The following is a 26,922-nucleotide window of genomic DNA, read 5'->3' as shown; positions in this document are numbered from 1 at the left end:
TATGAACCTAAAAGGCTTTATTGATAGATTGTCCGAGCAGGAAGTGCGTCTTTTTGTTGAAAATGGGACGTTAAAATCTCAGTCTGCTCTGGGTGCCATTACACCTGAACAGGGAAAATTTATTAAACAAAACAAACAAGCAATTATTGATTTTCTCTCTCATACAGAGGTAGAGGGGCAACAGAAGTTTTCGTTATTACAACGTCGGCACCTTACCAAGGCACCGTTATCCTTTGCTCAGCGCCGTTTTTGGCTGGTCGAACAGGTTTCTACCATTGAACGTCAGTATAAGATTTCAACCGCGTTCAATTTATATGGTCAATTTTCCTTGGAAGCCGCGAGTCAGGCGATAGATGCCATTCTTAAGCGACATGAAATTTTACGAACGGTTTATCAGGAATCACAGGGCATGCCCGCACAAGTCGTGTTGAACGACTATGTTTTCCAAATTGACAAAGACACCCTTGCCGATGGTGTTGACCAACAGCAACACATAGAAGATTGGCTGGAGGGGCAGAGACAGAGAAGGTTTGACTTAAGTAGAGATTTACCGCTAAGAGTGGCTTATTTGGCCTCTGGTCTAAAATCAGAGACATCTGATAAGCCGTTGACCGGCGTATTGTTTTTTGATTTGCACCATATTGCTGCTGATGGCTGGTCTCTGGCGATATTGGTTGATGAATTTACCCTGCTTTATCAGCAAATTGTTCATGGTAAACCCGCTTTGCTGACTGAGCTTGAATTGCAATATTCGGATTATGCCTACTGGCAGAATCAAGCTGAAACTCAGCAACTGTTTGACGAGCAGTTGCAATATTGGCAACAACAGCTAGTTAACTTGCCATTGGTTCATGAATTGCCGTTGGATTATGCGCGCCCGCAAAAATTGGATATGCGTAGCGCAATATACACACAAAAGATCTCAACGGAGACGGTGAGTAAACTCAAGCGATTAGCGGTGGATGCAAATGCCACGTTATTCATGCTGTTGCATACCGCTTTTGCGGTGATGCTGGCTCGCTACAGTGATAACCCGGATGTGGTTATTGGGACACCTATTACAAGTCGGCCGGTACAGAAACTGGAGTCGCTGATTGGCTGTTTCCTCAATACGCTCGTATTGCGTTTGGATTGTACACCGACGCTGACATTCAATGCGTTGTTGAAGAGTGCAAGGCAGGTGCACCTTGATGCACAGAGCAATCAAGCCATTCCATTCGAATTATTAGTCGAGAAGTTGCTGGCTGAGCAAAGCACCGCGTTTACTCCCTTATTCCAAGTGCTTTTTTCAATGCAAAATTATGAATCTCAACAGCTAGAACTTGCTGATGTTGAATTTGAAGAGGTTATGGAACAAAGGGGACAAACGCAGTTTGATTTGACCTTAACCGCAGCAGAAGATCAGGACGGACTGTCGCTGATTTTTGAGTTTAATCAAGGGCTCTTTAATTCGGACACCATCGCCCGTTTTGCTGAAAATATGCAGTTGTTGTTGGCGCATATTGCGGTCAACGGTGATAGGCCAATTAATCAATTGGCGATCATCAGTGAGCAGGAACAAGCTGTGTTGGACAAATCTCATCAATCAGCCTGGCAACTGCCTGAGGAGCAACCTTTTGTGCATCGGCTTATTCAACAGCGGGCGGCTGAGTATCCTGAGCGAGTAGCCATTCGCTATCAGGAACAAAGCCTCAGTTTTGCTGAACTTGATGCAAGGGCTAATCAGATCGCTCAATTATTATTGACTAAAGGTGCCGACAACAACCCGTTGGTTGCTATTTTGATGGAGCCTGGCATTGACTTTGTTGTCAGCATGCTAGCGATATTGAAAGCAGGGTGTGCTTATTTGCCATTAGATCCCACTTATTCTGTAGCGCGGTTAAGTTTTATCTTGGCTGACAGCCATGTTGGTTTAGTTATCGTCGATAACAAGAGTATCAATAAGGTCGATTTACCAACGGATAGCGTTTGCACTATCTTGCTTGATGAGACTGAAATTGTCGCCCAGTCCCGTACTGAACCGATGTTGACCTCAAGTGTGACAGCGGATTCCCTTGCTTATGTCATTTATACCTCGGGTTCAACGGGAAATCCTAAAGGGGTGATGATCCCGCATGGGGCGTTGAGCGCATCCACTGCTGGGCGGTTTAATTCATACTCGATAGTACCGGAGACATTTTTACTGGTTTCCTCCTTTGCTTTCGATTCATCGATTCCAGCGATATATTGGGGGCTTGGCAGCGGTGCAACGTTGCATTTAATGGCCCCTCAAGATGCGAAAGATGCATCGTATGTGGCGAAGCTGATAGACAGTCAACAAATTAGCCACGTTCTTTTTATTCCCAGTTTCTACGATGCTGTTCTTGATTACCTTGTCGGACATTCACTACGTAAAGTGATTTGCGCCGGCGAAAATTTGTCGGATAACGTAAAGACAAAACATTTCCAGTGTCAGCCTCAGGCAACGCTTGTCAACGAATATGGGCCAACGGAAACCACGGTATGGTCTTCGCTGAAAATCTTTGAAAAGGCGACTGAGCCAGTCACGATTGGTCGTCCCGCTCCCCATGTGTCACTTTCTGTGTTGGCAAAAGATCGCTCCCAATGTCCGGTCGGCGTAGTGGGAGAACTGTATGTCGGTGGTGTCGGATTAGCAAAAGGGTATTTGAACCGCCCGGAACTGACGGCTGAACGTTTTATTGATCATTTGGATTCTAAAGGTAACCGCGAACGGCTATATCGCACCGGTGATTTAGTGAAGGTGTTGCCATCAGGCGAAATTGCCTACATTGGCCGAAATGATTTCCAAGTGAAATTGCGCGGTTTTCGTCTCGAATTGGGCGAAATTGAGCACTGTATCCGCACTCATTTTGATGTCGCGGATGCTGTGGTTTGCGTGAGACAGGATGACAAGCAGCGGCAATCCTTGGTGGCCTATTTGGTGGCTCCGTCGCTGCTCGACATACGAGAACAGCGCGATAAAGTCGAGCGCATCTTACCGGAGTTTATGTGGCCCAGCTTCTATGTGTTATTGCCGGAAATGCCGCTGACTGAGAATGGCAAAGTTAATCGTAGAGCCCTGCCTGCGCCAGGCATGGAAAATATTGCTAAAGAGCCTTTTACATCACCAGAAACGGCAACTGAAAAGCAGTTAGCTGGCTTGTTCCATAGAGAGCTTGGGTTGACGCCCATCAATATTGAGGCCCGGTTTGTACAGCTCGGCATTCACTCACTGCAATTTGTCAAACTCGGCAGTGCCATCAGTGAAGAATTGAAGATCGAACTGTCCGTGAAGGATTTTTATGTCTATGACACGTTGTTTGCTTTAGCACAGTATGTTGAGCAGCAGCTTGCCGAACGACAGAAACAGATTGGGGGAGAAAGGGAGGTTGTTGAACTGTGAATATCGCCGCATTTTTAGCTGACTTAAAACAGCAAGACATTATGGTATACCTTGAATCTGACTCGCTTAAGCTGAACGCGCCTAAAGGCGCGGTATCGCAGGATATGCTGACTGAGTTGAGAACGCATAAGGTAGAAATTATTGCGTATCTGCAAGGGCAACAATCAAATCCATTACCGATCAAGATCGTCGACAGAGGGCTGACTCGATTACCTCTCTCTTTTGCACAACAACGCCTGTGGTTCATCGACCAGCTCTTTGGCAGCAGCGAACATTACAATATGGCGACCGTGTTGGAAGTGAGTGGTGCATTCGATTTAACGATGGCTGAAAAAGTCATGCAACGAATTGTTGAACGCCATGAAGTGTTGCGTTCAGTTTATCGAGAAGGGCAGGGCGAAGTATGGCAAGAGATTCAGACAAATGTTAAGGCAAAAATCAATGTTCGGCACTTGACATGTGAACCTGCCGAACTGAAAGCGATATTTTATCAGTATGTTTCTGCTCCGTTTGACTTACAAAAAGATCTCATGGTCCGGATCGACTTTTTTACCACGGATATTCAGCGGCAATTCCTTATCATCAATTTGCACCATATTGCGGGAGACGGATTATCTTTCTCGCTATTGATGGAAGAATTTGTCGCCCATTATCAAGCGATTAAGCAAAATCTGCCGGAATCCTTGCCGGAATTGTCCGTACAATATGCAGATTATGCTTACACTCAGCAGTCATGGATTGCAGACGGGGTGTTTGATGCGCAACTTGATTATTGGCAACAAAAATTAGCGGATATACCGCAAGTTCACCAATTTCCATTAGATTTTCAGCGGCCGGTGAAACAGACCAACAATGGTGTTAAGGTGCGATTCCGATTGGAGCGGCAATCTTCGGCGATGTTGCGTAAACATGCAGGCAATGCCGGTGCGACCCTGTTTATGTTATTGCACGCCGCATTCTCAGTATTTATTGCTCGCTACAGCCGGCAAACGGATATTGTCATTGGTACGCCGGCCACCAACCGTAAACAGAAAGAGTTACAGCCACTGATTGGGTTGTTTGTCAATACGCTGGTGTTGAGAACCGAATATCAGGGCAAGATTGATTTCATGCAGTTTATGCAGCATGTAAAGCAAGTCAACATTGAAGCACAAATGAATCAGGATTTGCCGTTTGATGTTCTCGTGGAGAAATTGGCGGTGAGTCGGAGCATCGCTTATTCACCTATATTCCAGTTCCTGTTCTCAATGGATACGACCGAGGCCGGTGAATCGCGACTGGATGACGTGGTGTTTTCGCCGGTATCTTCGGGTGAAGCATTCTCTAAATTTGATTTGGAACTCGATGCGATTGATGACAATGACACGATTCTGTTTGAAGTGGTATACAACAGTAGCCTATTTCATGAAGACACGATTGCAAGGTTACTCAAATCGTTTGCAGTCTTGTTGATTGATATCGCCGAAAATCCTTATAAAACATTAGACTCTTTAGCGTTGTTAAATGAAGACGAAAAGCGCCGATTAGGGCAACAACTGGCGATACCGTCTTCTATTGCAACAACGACAGAATCTGTGCAATGTCGGTTTGAGCGTCAGGCAGCACAAAGATCCGATGCGACTGCTTTGGTATGGCAGGTTGCAGGCGAAACGCAAACCCTGACATATCGCGAATTAAACCAGCGGGCTAACCGATTGGCGCATCACCTAATCGAAAAGGGGGTTAGGCCGGGCAATATTGTCGCGTTATGTTTACCTCGTTCCCCTGAGATGATTGTCAGTATGTTGGCTGTACTGAAAGCAGGCGCTGCTTACACCCCTATTGATGTTGACAATCCTCAATCCCGAATTAATCACATTATTGCGGATTGCCGGCCGGCAGTCGTATTGACCAACAACAGATATGCAGACAAGTTTGCTGAACTGAATGTCATTGTTGAGCGGTTAACTGCGGAAGTGGAACAGTTTTCAGGGGCTGCATCGGATAATCCGAATATCAACCATCGCTTGGATGAACTTGCCTACGTCATGTATACCTCTGGATCGACGGGCAAACCTAAAGGGGTCATGGTAGAGCATACGCAGTTGAGCCATTTTGTGGCGGCAGCATTGGCAATGTATGCCGTTAAACCTGACGACAACATATTACAGTTCTCCTCATTTGCGTTTGATATTTCCATTGAAGAGTGTTTTGTCACCCTAAGCGCAGGGGCCACTTTGGTATTGAGGAACGATGATTGGCTCGACAGCGCTGACCTATTTTGGCAACAGTGTGGTCAGCACAATATCACCGTAATGAGTTTACCCACCGCATTTTGGCATCAGGTGAGTAGTGGCGACGCTTTAGTGCCTGACACGCTACGGTTGGTTATCGTTGGCGGTGAAGCCATTAATGCTGAAATTGTCAGACATTGGTTCGCATCAGCAAACCGTCCTCCGGTGATGAATACCTACGGGCCGACCGAAACAACCGTCTTGGCGAGTTACTACTTGATTGAATCCGCGTTGCAGATTGAGCAATCGGTGCCTATTGGCAAGGTATGTGGTCATGTTAAAGCCTATATTGTTGATGAGTGTTTGAATCTAGTGCCACAAGGCGTCATTGGTGAATTAGTTGTTGGTGGTAAAGGTGTTTCCCGCGGTTACTTAAACAGACCTGAAGAGCAGCAGAGAAGTTTCATCCAGGTTGCTTTTTTCGACGGTGAGATTGAACGACTTTACCGAACCGGCGATCTGGTGAGGTTTAATGTTCATGGTGAGCTTGAATATATCGGGCGCAAGGATAGCCAGATAAAAATTCGGGGTTTCCGCATTGAGCCGGGTGAGATTGAGAACCAACTTATTGCGATTGATGGGGTGAGGCAGGCCGTTGTCACCGCTGCTGAGCTTAACGGCAATAAACAACTGGTTGCATATTACGTTGCGGATACGCCGCTGGAGCTAGGCACATTGAGGGAACAAATAAGCCAAACCTTGCCGGAATATATGGTCCCCAATGCCTTTATTGCGCTAGCCGATATTCCAATGACGGTAAACGGAAAAGTTGACTACAACGCGTTGCTGAGTGTGGAGACGCAAGAGCCGTTACCGGAGAACGACAGTGTCCCGCAAGGGGAGCTGGAGGAACAACTGGCTGATATGTGGCAGCAGTTGTTAGGCCATCCTAAAGTGAGCCGTACCGATAACTTTTTCAAGCTAGGGGGACATTCCCTGTTGGCGATTAAGTTGGTATCGGAGATCCAGAAAACCTTGGCCGTATCGATCTCTGTTCGGGGCGTCTTTGAAAGCCAAACCTTGGCGGAACTGGCGCAATTGATCGCTGAACAACAAAGAGCAACTAGCGGCAATGCAGCGATAGCGCCAATTACGCCTGTCGCTGAAATGGCGCGGCTTCCGTTGTCGTTTTCCCAGCAACGGCTTTGGTTTATTGACCAGTTAGATGGGCAAACGCCTCAATATAATATGCCGCTGGCATTAACCATCAAAGGGGACTTCAATCTCGCTATCGCTGAACGTGCGATAAACATGATTGTCCAACGCCACCAAGTGCTGCGAACGGTCTATCGGCATGATACCGCCGGTGCATGGCAGGAAGTGTTGGACAAGGTAACCGTGAAGATTGACCGTATTGACTATCAAATCCTTGGGGAAAAAAGTTGTCAGCAGCAGGTGCAAGAATTTATTCAGCAGCACGCGGAGCGGGCATTTGATTTAGCTAACGATGTCATGCTGCGAGCGGCCTATCTAAAGATAGCCGAAGATCAGTGTGTTATGGTCTTCAACATGCACCATATCGCATCAGATGGTTGGTCAATCAAAGTGCTTGCTGATGAGTTTATCGACATATACCGCCAACTGCTTAAAGGCAGTCAGCAACCGGCTTTGCCATCGCTACCCATTCAATATAAAGATTATGCGGTCTGGCAACGGCAACAACTACAGGGTGAAACGTTACAAACGGATCTTAACTACTGGCTAACTCAGCTTCATGAATTGCCACCTGTACATGACTTACCGTTGGATTACCCGCGTCCATTACAACTTGGCAGCCGTGGCGGGCTATTTGAATTTAGTGCCGATAACTCTCTGTTAATTGGGCTCAAATCGCTTGCCGGTCAACATAATACGAGCCTGTTTGTGGTATTGCATGCGGCATTTACCCTGTTACTTGCCCGTCATGGACAAAGCCAGGATATTGTCATCGGGACGCCGGTTGCGAATCGTTTGCAGGCGGAAGTTGAGCCACTTATCGGCTTTTTCGTCAATATGCTGGTGCTGCGCACCCAATACCAAGCCGATCTCACGTTTGCTGAATATCTGTCACATATTCGCCGGGTTAATATTGATGCTCAAGCGCATCAGTTACTGCCGTTTGAATTGTTGGTTGAAAAAATGCAGCCGGAGCGGAGTACAAGTTATTCGCCGCTATTCCAAATCGTATTCTCGATGGATACCAATGAATCCAAGGTATTGCAATTGAGCGACGTCGAATTTGAGTACCTTGATAGCGAACATGTCACGGCCCAGTTCGATTTGACCTTAGATGCCAGTGAAAGTGAGAACGGTCTTGATTTTAGTTTTGAATACAACTGTGAACTGTTTGAACGGTCAACAATAACCCGATTCAGCCAACGGTTCCTGACTTTACTGTCTGCATTAGTGAGTGAGCAATATCAAACGGCTCCTTTGACGAAACTGCCGGTGTTAACTGAGCAGGAAAGACAATATCTGTTGGTCGATATTAATGACAATTGGCAGCCTTATCCTACTGATAAGTGCATTCATCAATTGTTTGAAGAGCAGGTAGAACGGAGTCCAGAACAAACAGCGGTTATTGACGGCGATCTGCATCTCACTTATCGGCAAGTGAACGCTCAGGCTAATCAGGTCGCTCACTTTTTGTTGGACAAAGCTTATACACCAGATTCCTTTATTGCGGTTTGCATGGAGCGTACTGCGGCCTCGGTGATTACCGTACTTGGCATCTTAAAGGCGGGTTTAGCCTATGTGCCATTTGATGCTGATCAGCCATTGCAGCGGATTGAATACATTCTTCAAGATAGTGGTGCGCCATTAGTTGTGGTTGATGATATTCAGTGTTTGCCTACTGAGGTGGCTTCGGCGTACAACGTCTGGAGATTGGATGAAATATTAAGCCGGTCACGGATTGAGACCCATATTGCGGCGACGCAGCGTCATTCAACCGCGACCAATTTGGCTTACATGACTTACACCTCAGGAACAACGGGTCATCCCAAGGGCGTGATGGTTGAGCACACGGCGATGATTGCGCGTTTGTATGGTTGGGATGCGGTATTTGGCTTATTCCAGAAGCCACCAACCGTATTGCAAATGGCGGGTTTGGCTGTGGATATTTTTCTGGGTGATATCGTTAAGAGCTTGACCACCGGTGGCCGCTTGGTGATTTGCCGCAAGTCGGATTTAATTACCACAGAAGCTTTGTATCAGCTTATCGAACAACAACACGTGACGTTTGGTGACTTTGTGCCGGTCATTCTGAGAAATTTACTCGATTATGCTGAACAAAACAGGGTTCGATTGAATTCACTGCGCCATATATTAGTGGGTTCCGAAGCTTGGTATGGTCGTGATTTGAACCGATTGCAAAAGCTGATGCATACCGATGCCCGTTGTTTCAATATTTATGGGCAAACAGAATCAGTGATTGATGCCAGTTACGGTGATGTGACGCATCTCTCCTTGCCTGACGATGCCTATGTTCCCATCGGTACGCCGTTTGCCAATACCTACATTTATATCCTTGATGCTTATGGCGAGCCTGTGCCTATGGGGGTGGTGGGTGAAATTGCGGTAGGCGGCCCTGGTTTGGCAAGAGGTTACAACCGCAATAGCGAATTAACGCAACAAAAATTTGTTAAAGACAACCTTTCTGGTCGTTGTGGTTACATTTATCACACGGGTGATCAAGCGAGATTAAAATCTGATGGAACGCTGGCGTTTTTAGGGCGTAATGATGATCAAATAAAACTGCGTGGATTCCGTATTGAACTGGCTGAAATTGAGGCCAAACTTCGTGCATTGCCTGATGTGCAGAATGCTATTGCCGTGGTGCGGGAAATTGAGCCGGGCAATAAACAAATTATTGCTTATCTCCAAACGCCACAACCGTTATTGGTTGAACAGATCAGAGAACAGCTACGGCATCAATTACCTCATTACATGATCCCCAGTGCATTTGTCTGTCTGAATGCTTTCCCGGTGACGATTACCGGAAAAGTGGATAAAGAAAAACTCCCTGCACCGGAAGCCAGCGCTTTTACCAGTACTGAATATGTTGCGCCACAAAATGATGTTGAAAGAACATTAGCGTCTATTTTTGCCGTTGTTTTGAAGCAGGAGAAAGTGAGTCGTTACGATAATTTCTTTGCTTTGGGTGGTGACTCAATATTAATTGTGCGTGTTGTTGCAATGGCTAAACAGGCGGGTTTGGCACTCAGTGTAAAAGATATTTTAGCCTATCAAAGTATTGATGAAATAACGCAGCAGTTACCTGATTTAAACCACAAAAATGTCTCTTCTAAAGAGACTTATCACGCATTTTCATTACTCACTGATGACGAACGGGCGGCATTAAAGGAGCCCTCCGCATTGGATGATGCATATTCATTGTCGAGTTTGCAAATGGGGTCTATTTATCATCAGCTAAAAGATGAAAGTTACCACATTGTAGAACATTACTCGATTGATGCCGTATGGAGTGAACAAGCGTTTCGTCAAGCATTTAATGCCATAGTACAACGCCATGAGTTATTGCGTGCGACATACAACTTCGAATTAGGCAGAGCATTGCAATATATTCATAAAACGATTGCTTTGCCGGTTACGCTTAATGATTATCGCCACCTTTCCGCGCAGGAATTTGAGCATCAATTAGTGCACTGTTTAGAACAGGAAAATAGCCACTTTTTCGCTGAAAATGAATTAATGTGGCGAGTTCATGTATTTATTGATGCGAATAATACATTTGCGCTGGTTTTGTCCCATCAACATGCCATTCTTGATGGTTGGAGTGTCTCCAACCTAAAAGTTGAGTTTATGGAAAACTATTTATCGCTGTTGTCTGGCGGTTCTATTCCACCAAGAGCCGACTTACCGCATTACGGTGAATACATTGCTGAAGAACTGGCTGCGATTGATGATCCTGAACACAAAGCCTATTGGCAGCACATCGCCAACGCGGCGGTACTCCCTGACTGGACCGGAAAAGGGTCAACACAACATTATGCTGCTCGCCTTGAACTATCTTATTTACAAGACGATTTGCAACAACTTGCGACGCACTTAAAAGTACCGGTGCGCACCTTGCTGTTGGCGGTACATGTTTATGTCTTGGCGAAAATCAATGGCACTGATTCCATAACCAGTTCGGTGGTAAGCCACGGCAGACTTGAAGTGGAGGGCGCTGAATCTTGTCTTGGATTATTCTTAAATACGCCGCCGGTTAATGCCGATATCCATCAACAAACTTGGGCGTCGTTGATTCAGCAATTAACCGAATATAGCACGGCAAGCTGGCCTTATCGGCATTATCCGGTTGCTATGATGCAAGAAGAATTCAAGTGTGATTACTCTGGCGCTTTGTTTAACTATGTCGATTTTCATGTGTCTGATGAGTTACAGACAACTCAAGATGTTGAGCTTGAGCAGGCTGATGATCATGAATATGAACGAGTTGATTATGGTTATGATTTTGTTTGCCATCATAGTTCCGCTAATCGTTTTCTGGTTCTGCAATTAGCGTTGACCCAATCGGTGTTTGGAACCCATCAGGCAGCTCAAATATTGGCCTATTATGAAACGGCAATAAAATCGATGTTAGCTTCACAACATCATCGCTTGGGGCATGCGGATTATCTGGCATCAGGTCAAATCCAACACTTGCATCAATTAGCCCATAATGCGTCATCTATTGCGAATGAGTGCCCATCTCTGACGCAATTATTTGCCCGAATTGCGCATCAGATACCTGATGAAGTGGCCTTGTCAGGGCCTTGGGGAAGCATGAATTATGCTCAGTTGGCGTTAGCGGCTGACAAGCTGGCGACACGCCTTATTGCGCGGGGTATCGGGGTAAATGATACGGTGGGTATTTATTTATCAAGTAGTCCCGAGGTGGTCATTAGTGTCTTGGCTATTTTGAAGGTGAACGCAACGTTTGTGCCATTGGCAACCGATTATCCACCAGAACGCATTGCCCATATTATTAATGATGCGGATATTCAGCTTATTGTTTCACAACGTTCTGAAAGCCACACTTTGCCTGTTGATGAACAACGTATTGTTATGGTTGATGAGATTGAATCGGTTGATACTGCGGTTGTGGCACAAGAAGTGGCATTATCAGCGCAAGAGCGTGTTGCTTACATCATGTATACCTCGGGTTCAACGGGTACGCCTAAGGGCATTAAGATCAGTCATCACAATTTACTGAGCTATTATGAGGCGGTTCAACGCTGTTATCCGACAAATTCTGCCCACGCGGTATTGCAAATTGCCAACATTGGTTTTGATATTTTTATCGAAGAATTAATGTTGTCGGTATTTTCCGGTGGTCGTCTGGTTCTGGATAGTCATAAAACAGCGTATAGCGTTAAACAGCTATGTCAGATCATTGATGCACAAAAAGTCACCCTGATTTCAGTGCCCACAGCCTTATGGCATGAGTGGACGTATCAACTAACTGTCGGCGATGTTGAACAACTGGTTGAGCATTTGAAGATATGCATCGTTGGTGGCGAAGCCATGCGAATGGAGTTATTGGCGCTATGGCAACAAAAAACAGACGGAAAGATCCGTTTATTCAACACCTATGGACCGACAGAAACAACCATTGTGGCAACCGCTATCGATGTCACACAACTCGATACCTCAACAAACTCAGTGGTGCCGATAGGACGTCCTTTGGCGCATTGTCAGACCTATGTTTTGGATTCTCTGGGTGGATTGGTACCGCCAGATGTTATAGGTGAACTCTACATTGCGGGTGATGCTTTAAGCTTGGGCTATGTGAATAACCCGGAGCAAAATGCGGCACAGTTTGTTGAAATGGCTATCTTGCCGGAACAAACAGCACGCTTATATAAAACCGGTGATCGTGTTTATTGGAATAACGAGGGGGAACTGGTTTATGTCGGTCGTCTTGATAATCAGGTCAAGATCAGAGGTTTTCGTATCGAAACCCGCGAAATAGAGTCAGCACTGTCAGCGATTGATGGTGTGGCGACAAGTATTGTGCGAGTGACTGTCGATGCAACCGGCGAAAAACAGCTATGTGCCTGGCTGGTGATGCCAGAGGGTGCTGAAACTGAGGCTGTCATCCCCTCGATAAGAGAGCAACTGAAAACCCGATTACCAGAATATATGGTGCCAACCCTATATGCCGTGATAGCTGCTATACCAACCACGGCTAATGGTAAAGTGAATTTTGCTGTCCTACCTGAGCCAAAACCTTGCATTACGCGTGGGTTAGAGCGCGTTGCAGAAACTGAAATTGAAAAACAATTGGTACAACTGTGTGCCGATGCACTGAAATTACCGTTAAGCATGGTGAGTTTAACCGCCTCTTTTATCGAATTGGGCGGGAACTCCTTAACCTTGCTGAGGTTTTTACATCAGATACAACAGACTTTTGCTATAGCGGTAAGCGTTGCCGATATCATGACGGCCAGTGATCTGGCAATACTGGCACTGATAATTGAGCGTAAGCAGTTGCAACAGGCAGAACAAGCCAATCAGGAACATAACGCGGTGGCAGAAGAAGGCTGGTTATGATGATAAAAATAGACGCTGATAAAAAGGTGGAATAATGCGAGTCGTTGATATTATTCGGCAAACTTCGGCTGCGGGAGTGCAGTTATTTGTTGAGCAGGGCAAATTGGGTTTTAAGGTCATGTCAGGTTGTGTTTTTACCCCTGAACTAAAAAACCTGGTGATTGCTAATAAAGCTGACATTATTGCTTTTTTAGCACCAGATGACGCCATTAAATTGGTGTCATTGGGTACTGACCAAACGCCATTATTTTTGGTTCCTGGCGCAGGTGCTCCAGTATCATCTTTTATTGATTTAGCCCGAGAAATAAAAAACGATTTCTGCCTCAAGGTATTTGATGCAACGTCCCTATTCTTGGCAGGGAAAACAGTGACTGTCAAAACATTGGCTGAACGTTATGCGGCATTACTTTTGCAAGCTTATCCTCAAGAGCATTATCGACTGGTGGGTGATTGTGTGGGGGCATGTGTTGCTTTCGAGGTCGCTTTGGCGTTGGAAAACGCAGGAAAAACGGTTGACTTGATAGCACTTGATAGTTTTCTTATCGCCTATGAGCAACAGCCTTATACCCGCGAGGAGATCGATGAAGTGACTGCCGAGTTAGCTCAAGGCATTGAAGGCGAAGCTTTAGAAAGCTTGATTGAAGTTTATAAAAGCTACTCTAAGATGACTTGCAATTATGTACCATCGGCCAGGTTAAAGGGTAAGATGACATTCATTTATTGCGAAACCTCTATACAACTACGGGCAGAAAAAGAGAAAATTATTGCCTCCTTACAAGATTATGTCACCCAACCGATTATTAGTGGCATGGTAAGTGGTGATCATTATTCAGTATTAAAACCGGGTTACGTTGAAGCTCTGGCAGAGGCTATATTGCTACAACGTTACCGACCAGAACCTTCATTCAAAAAATCGAATTTAACCTATCAGGAATTGCTCGACATTGTGCAATATCGGGCCGATATTTATCGGCCTGCAAATGACATCAATCATTGCCACCGAGTGAGGATATCACCGGTCGGACGTTGGTTTATTGAGATAGCGGATGGCCGTGTACATATTAATTTCAACGCTGATGATGCAATGTATGAACAATATGATTTTTATAGTGAGATTGAAATCAGTGTGGATTCATTAATAGCGTGCGTAGCCAGTGAGGAACCCGCAATCACTATCGCTAAGGCGATATTGGATAATAAAATTCAGGTACAACGAGGAGAAGAGTTGTATCACTTATTATGGATTATTTTTGGCATCACGAAACCTGATGACGTTTTTCACTCGATTGATCAACAGGATAGCCAAGATCAATATTTAGGTGTTCAAACTAATGGCGTTTATTTTGACGATAAATCGCATGTCAATTCTTACGATTGCACTTACTTTATACCGGCTCATTACAGTGTGATTCATAAGGCATTAATATCTCTGCCGATCGAGTACAGTGACTTTGAATTTGTCGATTTGGGATGTGGGAAAGGGCGGTCGATTATATGTGCGTCTAATTACAATTTTAGCAAAATTACCGGAGTAGAAATTGTTGAATCATTGGCGTTAATTGCACAGCAAAATATTAACGTTATAAATAAAAAAAATCACATTGAGATAATACAGACCGATGTAAATAATTACCAATTTAATGAAAACCATGTGGTTATTTATAACTTTGATCGTTTTTTGGATGGTCAGCTTAAACAACTGCTACGGCGGTTAAAAACAGATATTTATGACAAAGGTTATAAAGTGTTTATTTTGCAAATTAATGGTGATGATACTCTTTATCAACACTGTTTTTGGTTAACGCCAAAAATAATTAGCCGAAGTTTTATGGGAGGATGGAATATCACTTTATGGCAAAATAAAGATTGTTAAAGTCTGGCAATAGTAAAATCTTATTTAGGAGTTAATCTCGATGATCTCTGATTTGGTTAAAGCCAATCGGTTAAAAATTATTCTTAATAGTATTGTGGGTGCTTTTAGTGCTTTCTTTAGTATTTGGCTAATTTCCTTAATTACCGATGATGCATTGGAACAGATTAGTGCTGACTTATTATCATGGACAGTTAGGTTCTTTATCGGGCTCGCGTGTTTATTTATTGTGAGCTCTTTTGCTAATTACCTAATGACAAAGTTAAGTATCAAAATTATTTTTGAAGTTCGTAGTACCTTAGTGAAACGTATCTTGAATACTCCTTATGCTATTTTGGATAGTATCGGAGGACATAAAGTTCAGGCTAGCTTGACATCTGATGTCAGTGATATTGCCAGGGCGATTTCTACCATGCCGCAGTTTATTTATCATGTGATTACAGTAATTGCATGTTTAGGTTTTCTGGCATTCAAATCGATTGATCTATTTATGGTCACGCTGGTCATTCTGCCATTAGGGCTTTTGGTTTCGCGTTATTTCATCCGCAAAGCCGAAGCTTATGATGAGGTATATCGTGATGATTATGATACTCTTCATGAACAGTTTAAAAGTCTGGTGGATGGGGTTAAAGAACTTAATAACAATGAGAAGCGTAAACATTCATTTTTTAATCGAGGTGTTTTACCATCATTAGAAAAGATCAATGACTCTGATCTTAAATCAGAAATTTTCTGGAAATTGAATGAGAATTGGGGACAAATACTATTATTTCTGGTCCTTGGTACTATTTTATTTTCTCATGTGATGTGGGGGATAGGGGAAAGTAACGATATTCTTACCTTTGTCTTTATTATGACCTTTTTACTGGGCCCTGTTGATTTTATTTTATCCTCACAAGAAACCATAGTAAAAGCGCTCATCTCTCTGCGTAAGATTGATCGCTTGAGATTTTCTGAAAACTTATCAATGGAACCAACGTTAACCAACACAGAAGAATTTAAAGAGTGGTCTCGAATTTCCCTGCGTTCCATCAGCTTTAAGTATGCCGGTGAAGGGAACTGTTTTTCTGTTGGGCCGATTAATCTGGATATTCAGCGCGGCGAAATTATCATTATTAAAGGCGGTAACGGCAGTGGTAAATCAACTTTTGCCAAATTGTTGATTGGCCTATTGAATAAATCTGAAGGTGATATTTTCATAGATGATAAGGTGATTAATCAAGATAACCAAGAGAATTACTTGAATATGTACAGTGTTATTCATTCGGATTTTTATCTGTTTGATACGGTAATTAATCGAAAAGGTGAACTTGCTGATGATGAGTTAACTTGTCAATATCTGAAAAAATTGGATTTAGCAGCAAAAGTCACGGTTAAAGATGGCAAATTGTCCACAACTAAGCTTTCTCATGGTCAACGTAAACGCTTAGCACTGGTTATCTCTTATATGGAAGATGCGCCTATTTATTTATTTGACGAATGGGCGGCCGATCAGGACCCTAATTATAGAAAATTTTTCTATCATGAATTACTTCCTGAAATGAAACGCAATGGAAAAACTATCATCGTTATTAGCCATGACGATAAATATTTTCATATCGCTGACAGAGTTATCACGATGGATAATGGTTTAGTCGATAATATTGAAATCAATGTACACCCCAATAAAGTAGAAAATGCTGCTTTAGAACCCGCTATTTCTACTACGTAGTTATAATAGGAAAATGTAATTATACCCAATGGATTTCAAGATGGATCGCGGCGGCAAGGGAGCGAATCCCCGGGAGCATAGATAACGATGTGACCGGGGTGAGAGAGTGCAGCCAACAAAGAAGCAACTTGAAAGACGACAGGTATATAATTAGAGAATAGATATCAGGAGGTTATAATGTTGGAACTATTTGAAGATCAATTGGCTGGAATTAAAGAAAAATATGGGAATGATTGTTTAAAAAGAGTAGAGGATATGTTTTATCCTTTACTACAACAAAGAGCGCCATTACAAGCAGATGCCAAATATATCATGCCCGGTCTTTCTACCACGCCGTGGTTGGATACGAATGCTTTTCCGCAGTTGCAGCCGTTAGTCACCTCATTGATGAATAATGCGGGTAAAATAAAACAGGAAATTAACGCGGTTATCAGCGGTGAGTCTCAATATATCACCGATTATGAGCACTATTTGGGAACTCAAAAAGATTGGAAAGCGTTATATTTATTTAAAAATGGTCAGCCTAATAACGCAGTTGCCAATATTTTGCCCGCTACGTGGCATATTTTTAATAATGAATTACGGGATTGGCATTGTCCTCTATTAGAAGTTCACTTTTCGGTGTTGCAACCAGGTACGGTGATTAAACCGCATTGTGATTTATGGAATTTCACCCTTAATTTACATTTTGCGGTCGATATTCCTGCTAGCAATTGTGAGATCATCGTTGCTAATGAAGCCAGATGTTGGAAAGAAGGCGAGTGTTTACTTTTTGATTATTCTTATCAGCACGAGGCTTATAACCGTTCAGATAAACATAGAATTTGTTTATTAATGGATATCTGGCATCCCAATTTATCGTTTGCAGAACGAGAAGCACTGGTTTTGATCATTACCGGTATTCGTAAACTTTTTGGTTAGTTTATACCCTACGGATTTCAAGATGCATCGCGACGGCAAGGGAACGAATCCCCGGGAGCATAGATAACGATGTGACCGGGGTGAGTGAGTGCAGCCAACAAAGAGGCAACTTGAAAGATAACGGGTATATTTTTCTAGATATGAGTGTGTTGCTGGCTATTAGCAACACAGTTTAAAAGGGAAGCCTATTATGAATAGAAAAGGGCAATGCATCATGTCTGATATTCAGGAATTTGATGACTTTGTTTTTGAGCTTGACTCAACAGAACAGACATATTTAAAGCAGCAATTGTTAGAGTCTACTCTAAAATATGACATTGATCATTTCGAAGATTTTTATTGGAAATGTTTTTATCAATCATTTAATTTGCCTGTACGTTTACAAAAAAAACTATTTGATTTTCGTGCGTTAGAGAATGAAAATTATTTGCTGATAAAGGGATTACCTGTCCCTGATGATCTTTGCTTAACGCCGTTATCTTATGAACAAACAAATGGTCCTGAGGTGGCGGGTGTTCGTACTTTGATATCAACGATTTTATCTCGAATTGGATATATTTATTCGTTTGTTAATAAAAAGAACTTTAATTTTGTTGATGATATTTTTCCAATGGAAAAATATAAGAATATGCAGTTAGGGACAAACAAAGCGTTTTTGGAATGGCATGTTGAAGATGGTTTCCATGATGCAAAAGCGGACTGGGTTGCTTTATATTGTCTGCGTGGCGACAAAAATGCTGAAACTTATTTGTTTCAAACAAAGAATATTCGTTTGGATGCTGAAACTATTGCTGAATTGCAAAAACCAAACTTTGAGATCGATGTCGATCCGACCTTTGTGTCGAATATTGGTGGCCGCCGTTGTGTTGCCATATTAAGTCAACATGAAGAGCCAGAAATGATATTTGATCCCGCTTATATGCGTTGTTTAACACCAAAGGCAGAAGCTGCGTTGGAAAAGTTGAATCAGTGTATTAATGAAAATAGAGAGGCTTTTATATTATCTCCTGGAGAAATGTTGCTATTTGATAACCGTAAAGTCGCTCATGCACGCAGTGAATATGAACCTCGATACGATGGTTATGATCGCTGGTTACTCAGAGCATTAATATTGGAATCAAAATTCAAAGCCAGAGATTGCTTTTATACAGGCACTTTAAGGGCAAAATAAAAATGACATCATTTAAAACAATATTATTCAAAACAATATCATTTAAATCAATTGCATTACTGTCAACTATTCTGTTGACAATAAGTTGTGGCGGATTTAAAAGTTACTCAGCAAAGACGACGACAGCCTTTGAAGCGAAAATTGTTCGTACTCATTATGGTGTCCCTCATATTTATGCGCCCGACTTGGGAAGCCTGAGTTTTGGCAATGCTTATGCTCAGGCACAAGATAATATATGCATTATGGCGGATAATTATGTGCGCATTAGGGGGGAGCGTGCGCGTTTCTTTGGTGCTGATAGAGACAAGGTAGGAGACTCACTGAATTTAATTCAGGACTTCGGTTATAAAGTTTTAGCTTTGGTGGAACAGGCGCGTGAAAAATGGCCGCAATTAAGTGCTGATTCACAGGTAATTATTGATGGATTTGTTGCAGGTTATAATACCTACCTGTCCCATGTTAAGGAAGGGCGTTATACCTTGCCAAAAGCTTGTCGAGATCAAGAATGGGTAGTGCCTATTCAACGTGAGGATGTACTCGCATATGTGTTTTCTATAGCGGTATTTCCGGGTTCTGCTCAATTTCTTGCTGATTATTATGCGGCTGATCCCAATAAAGATGATCAAAAACAATTGTCTTTAAATATATCCAGGAATAATGGTTATTCCATTGGTTCGAATGGTTGGGCATTAGGCCGTGACAAAGTTGAAGAAGTCAATAGTCTGTTATTGGCGAACCCCCATTTTCCTTATGAAGGCGACATGCGTTTTTGGCAAGTGCATCATGTCATGAATGGAAAGATTGATGTCATGGGAGCGTCTTTAATTGGTTTCCCGGGTATTGTTAATATTGGATTTAATCACAATATTGCCTGGACTCACACTTATTCATCGGCTGAACATGTCATTGTTTATAAAATGCAAACTGCTGCTAACAATCCGCTGAATTATGTGATTGATGGTGTTATTAAGCCGGTAATGTCGAAGCCAATTCATATTGAAGTTAAAACCGACAGTGGTATTGAAACTGTCACGAAAGATTATTTTTATACTGATATTGGGCCCATTATTGAAAATGAAGACTTTGCTTGGTCCGAGTCTGAATTTTATGTCGTGAAAGATGTCAATCTTTACAATCTTAATATGATTGATCATTGGTTGGCGTTGAATCGAGCGGATAGTCTTGACGATGCAAAACAATCTTATAAAGATTTTAATGGTTTGGCTTTTAATAACACGTTGTTAACCGGTAAAGAAGGCGTTGGTATTTTTATTGGTGATAGAGCTGTACCGGCATTGTCTCTTGAAGCCATTCAATTGTTGAATGATAACGAAACTCTGGCGGCAGCACGCGAGAAGTATGGCGTGACTATTTTACCGGGGAACTCATCATCAATGATTTTTACCGAAGCCTTGGGTTATGATCAGATCCCACAACTTGTGGAAACATCCTATGTACAAAATTCCAATGATTCTCACTGGGCAACGAACCTGGAACATTTACTCGAAGGTTTTTCTCCACTTCTCGGTAATGAACAAAAACCTCTGTCGTTCAGAACTCGTATGGGATTGCAACTAATACAGGATGCGGCGGGTGATAATAAGCGATTTTCTCTCATGGAGTTAGAACGGGCGTTATTCTCTGAACGTTCATATTTAGCTGAACTGATATTAAAAGATATGGTTGCCCTATGTGATAAAACACAGAACCGATTAATTAGATTGGAGAATGGCATGAAGGTCGATATTACTCAGGCATGTCAATTGCTATCACAATGGAACGGTGAATTTAATGCTGATAGTCGGGGCGCGATTATATTCCGTGAATTAGCTTTTTTAATTGATCAGCAAAAACATTTTTCCGTACCGTTTGACATAACCCACCCGGCAACAACGCCACGCCAATTAAAACAAAGTGAAGAGTTTGTCACTTTATTAGCACGAGCGGTTGCTAATGTGAATAATGCGGGGCTGGCTTTAGATACTCCGGTGAGTCAGTTTCAATTTATTGAAAGTACCGCACCTGACGGTAAACCGGCAGATAATCGCATGAGTTGGCCGGGATTGTTTGGAAAAGAAGGTGGCTTTAATATGATCGCTCCGTGGGATGGGGATGAAACCCTGTTTCCTAAACATCATTATACGGTGAGTAATGATGTGGTGAGTGGTGAAGCATTGGAATCGGAGCTAACTGATCAGGGATATCATATTCGTTATGGTTCTAGTTGGATAATGTTGGTGGCATTTGATCAACAAGGACCTAATGCGCGTGGGTTACTGACTTATTCGCAATCTTCTGATATTGATTCGCCTCATTTTGCAGATCAGAGCAGATTTTATTCTCATTATAAACAGCTATTGCCGTTGCCTTATTGGTCAGAAGAAGTTCAGCAATCAACTATTTCGGAATTGGTTATCCAACATTAAATTAAGATTGTTTGGTGCCGGTTCACAAGAAATTTTTTGATGTTTTTAACATAAGCATTATAACTGGCTGCTTCAGCCAGTTATAGAAATTTTTATTCTTTGGAACGATATAAATATGATGGATTTTTCTAATTCTGGTTATCAGAAATGCGTAGAGTTCACCATGCCATCCATAGAGGATGTGTTTGCTTGTATGATAAATAGAATTCCTTTTATTATTCGAGGCGGCGCTGAACAGTGGGTAGCAAGAATAAAGTGGACATGGGACTATTTTCAGCAAAAATTTGGTCATCATCTGATAAAAGTATTTCGATCATCAAATAATAAAGATAATAAATATATGTCTCTTGGTGACTATATTGATTATATAAAAGAGGCGGAAGAACCCGATCCTTATTATGCCTCTGCGTGGCCGTTTTCGCTCTATTTTAAAGAGTTGGTGAATGATTATGAGGTTCCTGACTACTTTTCTTGCTTAATTCGTCAGCGTGTTGCGGACGATATTTTGCATAATGAAGCAGCATTACTATTACTTCGTTGGATTTATATGGGGCCTAAAAACAGTGGCTCTCGTATGCATTTGGATATTGCTGCTACTCATGCTTGGAATGCGGTGATGAGTGGTCGAAAAGAGTGGGTATTTTATGGGCCGGAAGAAGCAATGAAAATAGGTTATGGCAAAGTTGATGCTTTTAACCCTGATCGGGTCTTATATCCCGATTTCATTCAGGCTCAAGGTATTCATTGTATACAGAATCCTGGTGATATTGTTTTCACACCTTGTACACACTATCATCAAGTTAAAAATTTGGAGGCAGGAATTTCAATCACTGAAAATTTTATTAATGACACGAACTTGGAGCTGGTTAAGCATTCCATAAATAATGATGATGATATATCACCGGAACAAGCAAATTTTATTCGGATGTTGATTCCTGAGTTAAGTTAACTCGAATTCTGCTTAAGCCGTCACTCCCGAATGGAAAAATTCAGTGGCGGTTTCTTCTTATTTAAATAATAAATCTAACCAACATGGTTAATAAATCCCTCTTGCCAGAACATGGTCGTGAACGTTCTAATATTACGTCTACGACCATGATATATACCCTATGGATTTCAAGATGCATCGCGACGGCAAGGGAGCGAATCCCCGGGAGCATAGAGAACTATGTGACCGGGGTGAGCGAGTGCAGCCAACAAAGAGGTAACTTGAAGGATAACGGGTATAGTGTGGAAAACCCAGAATTATCAATAAATTGATGTATCTCTGAAAGGTTTAATACTTAAGGTTCAGTGCGAGAAAGGAACAACCATATGGGAAGTTGTCTCCGTGTTCAAAGAGATGTATGACTCTGATGTCTTTCCTGCACTTACTATTAAAAGTGACGAATGCGGTAAAAGGATAGGGCATTGAGTGGTGAAATCGTTTACTGGAATCATTGTATTCTGTTGTTTCCAGATATCTTGAGCTGCTTACAGCCTGCAAAGATTGTATGGTTCGGCACAATGCAATTACAAGAAGTTGTTTTCTCTTGCCCGCCAGCATCTTCAATGTCAGAATCACAGATTACCAGCAGGTGATTGATAGTAGCGTGCTGATTTTCATTAAAATCATGGGACATTAGAAAGTTCGGGAGTATTCAATAGATCATGAATCGCTCAACCTACTTTAATTTATGTGAAGAAAAGCTTTCATTTCTATGTACTCGAGTGGAGCTACGTGGAAAGTTGAACCTACTCGATTTGCATCTTCATCGTGAAGACTTTTACGTTCATTTTTTTAATCTACTCTTTGGGTATGTTTTGAAGAATGTTAATCAGTATACTCACAATGCTGAAGGTATCGACTTGATTGACTCTGTTCAGAAAGTTGTGTTACAGGTTTCTTCGACTGCGACTAAACAAAAAATTGAGTCTGCTCTGTCAAAGAACCTTACAACATATAGGGGGTACAGCTTCAAATTCATTTCTATCTCAAAGGATGCTAGCGCATTAAGAAGACTTTCCTATAAGAACCCTCATTCATTGGTGTTTGAGCCTATATTTGACATACATGATGTCAGATCTCTACTAGATCACATTCTCCATTTAGATATTGTCAAACAGCAAGCAGTCTATGAATTTCTTAGCAAGGAGTTGTCATCGGTAGGTGTGAAGAGTCCACTTACTGAAACGAACATTGCTGCTGTGATAAATATATTAGCGAAAGAAAATCTTTCCGATATGCCGAGTGTGGACAAACCGACTCCATTCAATGTTGATGAAAAATTGGTTTTTAACGATCTTAATACTGCGGCTATGGTTGTTGAGGATTACAAAATTCACCACGGCAGACTAAGCCGTATTTATGCAGAGTTTGATGTGGCTGGTCAAAATAAGAGTAAATCTGTCCTTGATTCGTTACGTAATAGTTACATTAAGTTGTGTACTACATATTCAGCTGATGAACTATTCTTTAATATAGTTGATCGGGCTGTCACAGTAGTCAAGCAAAGTGCTAATTATGTATCAATGCCCCTGGAAGAGCTAGAACTTTGCGTGAATGTCATTGTTGTTGATGCATTCATTAGATGCCGTATTTTTAAGAATCCTAAGGGCATAGAAAATGTTGTTGCCTAAAGACATTCATCCTACTAATAGCCTTTACTTTAATGGAGCTTATGTGCTTCAGGCTGTAAGACAGTATAAAGAGGTCAGTATGATGGATCTCTTTGTGGAGTCTCGTAAATTACGTGATATTCCGATGCCGATTTTCGTTTTAACGTTAGATTGGTTATTTCTTGCAGATTTGGTTTCATATAACGATAGCGGAAATATTGTACCATGTTCCTAAAATCACTCCGAATTTCCAACTCTGAAGGTGTAATCCGTCACATTCCTTTTCACGCGGGCTTAAATCTCATCGTAGATGAGACTCTCTCAGGGCCAGAGCAGACTACTGGGAACAATGTTGGTAAGACAACAGTATTAATGTTGATTGATTTTTGTTTGGGAGCAAATGGTAAAGGAATTTATACTGACCCAGAGAATCGCAAAAGCGAATATGTGCTTGTTAAGAATTTTCTCATTGACACAGCTGTTTTAGTTACTCTTACTCTTACTGCTGACTTAGATAACCCATTCTCTGAGGAGCTTGTTATTGAGAGGAATTTTCTTCCACGTAAGCAAATTATTCGCCGGATCAATGGTCATCAAAAAACTGCTGACGAATTTGAGGCGGCACTCACTGAGCAACTTTTTCCTGGGCATTTCGGTAAAAAGCCAACTTTCCCACAAATTATTTCTCATAACATCAGATATAGAGAGTTGAGTGTTATAAATACGCTTCGTACCTTGAGTGAATTTACTCGAGATGATGAATATGAAACTCTTTATTTATTCCTCTTGGGATGTAATTTTGATCAAGGCGATACCAAGCAGAATCTCCTGGCAAGCATTCGTATGGAGATGTCCTTTAAGGGTAGACTTGAGTCGAAGCAAACCCGATCTGCATATGAAGCTTCTATGGCTTTGCTTTCTACAGAGATTGCTAAACTAAATGAAAAGAAGTCGGAGTTTTATATCAACCCTAATTTTGAAAGTGATCTTGAGACACTTGATGAGATTAAATATAAAATTAATGTATCGAGTTCAGTTATTAGTAGGTTAAAACTTCGTCGAAGTTTGATTGATGAAGCAATCAGAGAGATAAATTCCAGCCATACTGAAATTGATACTAATCAATTAAAGGCACTCTACGGTGAGGTAACTGAACGTTTGTCAGGTGTACAAAAGTCGTTTGAGGATTTGTTAGAATTTCATAATCGGATGGTGGATGAGAAGGCACGTTATATAGCTAAAGAGATTCCAGCACTTGAGCAGGAATTAGTTGTTAGGGAAAATAAGCTAGCAAGTTTATTAAATGAGGAGCAGACTTTAGCCGCAAAAATTAGTAAAAGCGGCTCTTTAGAAGAATTGGAATCCTTAATTATAGAGTTGAATGAAAAGCACCGTCGAATGGGGGAGTTTGAGACAATTATTGAGCAAATTCTAACTGTTGATACAACCCTTAGAAATTTGAATAAATCTCTTAATGAAATTGATGAAGAATTATTTTCGGCAGATTTTGAATCTGCAATTCAAATGCAGCTTAATAAGTTAAATAAGTACTTTTCCTCTATTTCTCAGGAACTTTATGGTGAGCAATATGCGTTAAAGGTTGACCGAACTACTACTCGAACTGGGCAAAGAATATATAAATTCAGTTCATTCAATACAAATTTTAGTTCGGGTAAGAAGCAGGGCGAGATTACCTGTTTCGATATAGCTTATACCCTTTTTGCGGACAAAGAGGGGATTCCATGCTATCACTTTCTTCTAAACGATAAGAAGGAGCTCATGCATGACAATCAACTAACGAAAATTGCTATGTTAGTTGAGCGAGAACATAAACATGTTCAATATGTGGCTTCAATCTTGAAAGACAAGTTACCGTCAGAACTTAATCAAGAAAAGTACTTCGTTCTCAGACTATCTCAAGATGATAAGTTATTTAGGATAGAATCAAGTAATTAAAATACTTAAGAAAAATTGGTTAGTTTGAGTTTCGTCTAAGAAGAAAAATAAGTTATTGAGGCACTATTAGTTACTTGCAAATAGTTCTTTGCAAATAATGAGTTTGTTAATGTTAACAAGCCTGATTAGTTTAGAAGAGTTTTACTGTAATTATAAGAAATGAAAGCACTTAGTAACTGTAATGAACGTCAGCATGTTAGGTAGCTGACAGTACCTTTTAGATTGATGGTAGGTATACTAACCATCAATCTGGGGTTCTCATTCTTTTTGAACAATGAATGTGTTGTAGCGATTCCCCTTTTTCCAAAACAACCTGTTAATCATTTTGGATTGTTTCTAGGTCATAGTGTTCTTGGTTCAATAAAACGAAGAGTATTTTATAAAAACAACAAATTTTGTCGCTAAAGCGACATTCCTGCATAAAGTGTTTTAACATTTGGTCGTTAAATACGTACAATCCCGTCCCTGAATGTGTTCTCTACAGAATAGGCTTAGTTTGTCACTGATCCAATTTTACACATCGCGGAGTCGCCTGCCAGCTTGGCTCGGTATATTCGCGATACTGATGTTGTTCATTGCGCCAGTGATCTCCCGGTCACTGGAACATGCGTGCATTGGTGAGGCTCATTCATCGAAAGTGGTCGATTGCCATAGGGTGATGTCATCTGATGATGATATACCTCGGAATAGGCCTCATTCTGACGTTTCTTCCGCATCACATGTGACTAAATCACATAGTACTAACCATCATGATGGCATGCAGATGGGTATGCATAGTGGCGGTATGTCGATGTTGGAGGATATTGCCTGTGGATACTGCGTTTTTCTGATCCATATACCTATGCTGGATTTGGCGAACACCCCGTTATTTTGGTCAACTTCGCTGACTTCACGGCCACCACCGATTCAAACCGTAGCTTCCTTTCTGCCGCATTTCATCTTTTCTGATTCGTTGCCTCGCGCTCCGCCTGAACAGATCTCATCTCATTGATTTAAACGTAATGAAATCTCTTGTCCTGCTCATTATTGAGTCAGGGAAAGTTTGTTCATACCA

The 26,922-nt window shown here is 41.9% G+C and carries 12 protein-coding genes; all 12 read left to right on the top strand.

Annotation, left to right across the window (positions count from 1 at the left end; all coding sequences use genetic code 11):
• The first annotated feature begins 1 nt into the window (after position 1).
• The 12 genes from SLS51_RS10145 to SLS51_RS10095 all read left to right on the top strand — a co-directional run bounded on the left by SLS51_RS10145 (position 2) and on the right by SLS51_RS10095 (position 26,859).
• Positions 2–3,403, top strand: coding sequence for a non-ribosomal peptide synthetase (locus SLS51_RS10145; RefSeq protein ID WP_323838002.1), 3,402 nt, complete (start codon positions 2–4; stop codon positions 3,401–3,403).
• Entirely contained in the window at positions 3,400–13,215 is a 9,816-nt protein-coding gene (locus tag SLS51_RS10140) for a non-ribosomal peptide synthetase (protein ID WP_323837932.1), read from the top strand. The genes SLS51_RS10145 and SLS51_RS10140 overlap by 4 nt, the downstream gene beginning before the upstream one ends.
• A gap of 34 nt (positions 13,216–13,249) precedes the next feature.
• On the top strand, positions 13,250–15,088 hold the full coding sequence (locus SLS51_RS10135) for a thioesterase domain-containing protein (RefSeq protein WP_323837930.1): 1,839 nt from the start codon (positions 13,250–13,252) through the stop codon (positions 15,086–15,088).
• A 40-nt stretch (positions 15,089–15,128) separates the two neighbouring features.
• Positions 15,129–16,796, top strand: a complete 1,668-nt coding sequence (locus SLS51_RS10130; protein ID WP_323837928.1) for a cyclic peptide export ABC transporter — start codon at positions 15,129–15,131, stop codon at positions 16,794–16,796.
• Positions 16,797–16,973: 177 nt separating this feature from the next.
• Complete coding sequence (locus SLS51_RS10125; protein ID WP_323837926.1) at positions 16,974–17,717, top strand: aspartyl/asparaginyl beta-hydroxylase domain-containing protein; 744 nt, start codon at positions 16,974–16,976, stop codon at positions 17,715–17,717.
• A 190-nt stretch (positions 17,718–17,907) separates the two neighbouring features.
• Positions 17,908–18,888, top strand: coding sequence for a TauD/TfdA family dioxygenase (locus SLS51_RS10120; RefSeq protein ID WP_323837924.1), 981 nt, complete (start codon positions 17,908–17,910; stop codon positions 18,886–18,888).
• A gap of 2 nt (positions 18,889–18,890) precedes the next feature.
• A complete protein-coding gene (locus SLS51_RS10115; protein ID WP_323837922.1) occupies positions 18,891–21,314 on the top strand; it encodes an acylase in 2,424 nt (807 codons plus the stop codon).
• A 163-nt stretch (positions 21,315–21,477) separates the two neighbouring features.
• Entirely contained in the window at positions 21,478–22,263 is a 786-nt protein-coding gene (locus SLS51_RS10110; RefSeq protein WP_323837920.1) for a cupin-like domain-containing protein, read from the top strand.
• A 701-nt stretch (positions 22,264–22,964) separates the two neighbouring features.
• On the top strand, positions 22,965–23,933 hold the full coding sequence (locus SLS51_RS10105; protein WP_323837918.1) for an ABC-three component system protein: 969 nt from the start codon (positions 22,965–22,967) through the stop codon (positions 23,931–23,933).
• Positions 23,920–24,147, top strand: coding sequence for an ABC-three component system middle component 6 (locus tag SLS51_RS24120; protein ID WP_011147702.1), 228 nt, complete (start codon positions 23,920–23,922; stop codon positions 24,145–24,147). The genes SLS51_RS10105 and SLS51_RS24120 overlap by 14 nt, the downstream gene beginning before the upstream one ends.
• Positions 24,138–25,868 (top strand): DUF2326 domain-containing protein, encoded by a 1,731-nt coding sequence (locus SLS51_RS10100; protein WP_323837916.1) that lies wholly within the window; start codon positions 24,138–24,140, stop codon positions 25,866–25,868. The genes SLS51_RS24120 and SLS51_RS10100 overlap by 10 nt, the downstream gene beginning before the upstream one ends.
• A 469-nt stretch (positions 25,869–26,337) precedes the next feature.
• Positions 26,338–26,859, top strand: coding sequence for a DUF2946 domain-containing protein (locus SLS51_RS10095; RefSeq protein WP_323837914.1), 522 nt, complete (start codon positions 26,338–26,340; stop codon positions 26,857–26,859).
• Positions 26,860–26,922 lie beyond the last annotated feature (63 nt).

Source organism: Photorhabdus africana (assembly GCF_035181445.1).
GTDB lineage: Bacteria > Pseudomonadota > Gammaproteobacteria > Enterobacterales > Enterobacteriaceae > Photorhabdus > Photorhabdus laumondii.
The sequence above is the reverse complement of the archived record's forward strand: the minus strand, read 5'-3'. Positions and strand labels throughout refer to the sequence as shown.

Coding starts and splice junctions, on each gene's coding strand:
- SLS51_RS10145 (WP_323838002.1), top strand. CDS start 2: ATGAACCTAAAAGGCTTTATTGATAGATTGTCCGAGCAGGAAGTGCGT.
- SLS51_RS10135 (WP_323837930.1), top strand. CDS start 13,250: ATGCGAGTCGTTGATATTATTCGGCAAACTTCGGCTGCGGGAGTGCAG.
- SLS51_RS10130 (WP_323837928.1), top strand. CDS start 15,129: ATGATCTCTGATTTGGTTAAAGCCAATCGGTTAAAAATTATTCTTAAT.
- SLS51_RS10125 (WP_323837926.1), top strand. CDS start 16,974: ATGTTGGAACTATTTGAAGATCAATTGGCTGGAATTAAAGAAAAATAT.
- SLS51_RS10120 (WP_323837924.1), top strand. CDS start 17,908: ATGAATAGAAAAGGGCAATGCATCATGTCTGATATTCAGGAATTTGAT.
- SLS51_RS10115 (WP_323837922.1), top strand. CDS start 18,891: ATGACATCATTTAAAACAATATTATTCAAAACAATATCATTTAAATCA.
- SLS51_RS10110 (WP_323837920.1), top strand. CDS start 21,478: ATGCCATCCATAGAGGATGTGTTTGCTTGTATGATAAATAGAATTCCT.
- SLS51_RS10105 (WP_323837918.1), top strand. CDS start 22,965: ATGAATCGCTCAACCTACTTTAATTTATGTGAAGAAAAGCTTTCATTT.
- SLS51_RS24120 (WP_011147702.1), top strand. CDS start 23,920: ATGTTGTTGCCTAAAGACATTCATCCTACTAATAGCCTTTACTTTAAT.
- SLS51_RS10100 (WP_323837916.1), top strand. CDS start 24,138: ATGTTCCTAAAATCACTCCGAATTTCCAACTCTGAAGGTGTAATCCGT.
- SLS51_RS10095 (WP_323837914.1), top strand. CDS start 26,338: ATGTGTTCTCTACAGAATAGGCTTAGTTTGTCACTGATCCAATTTTAC.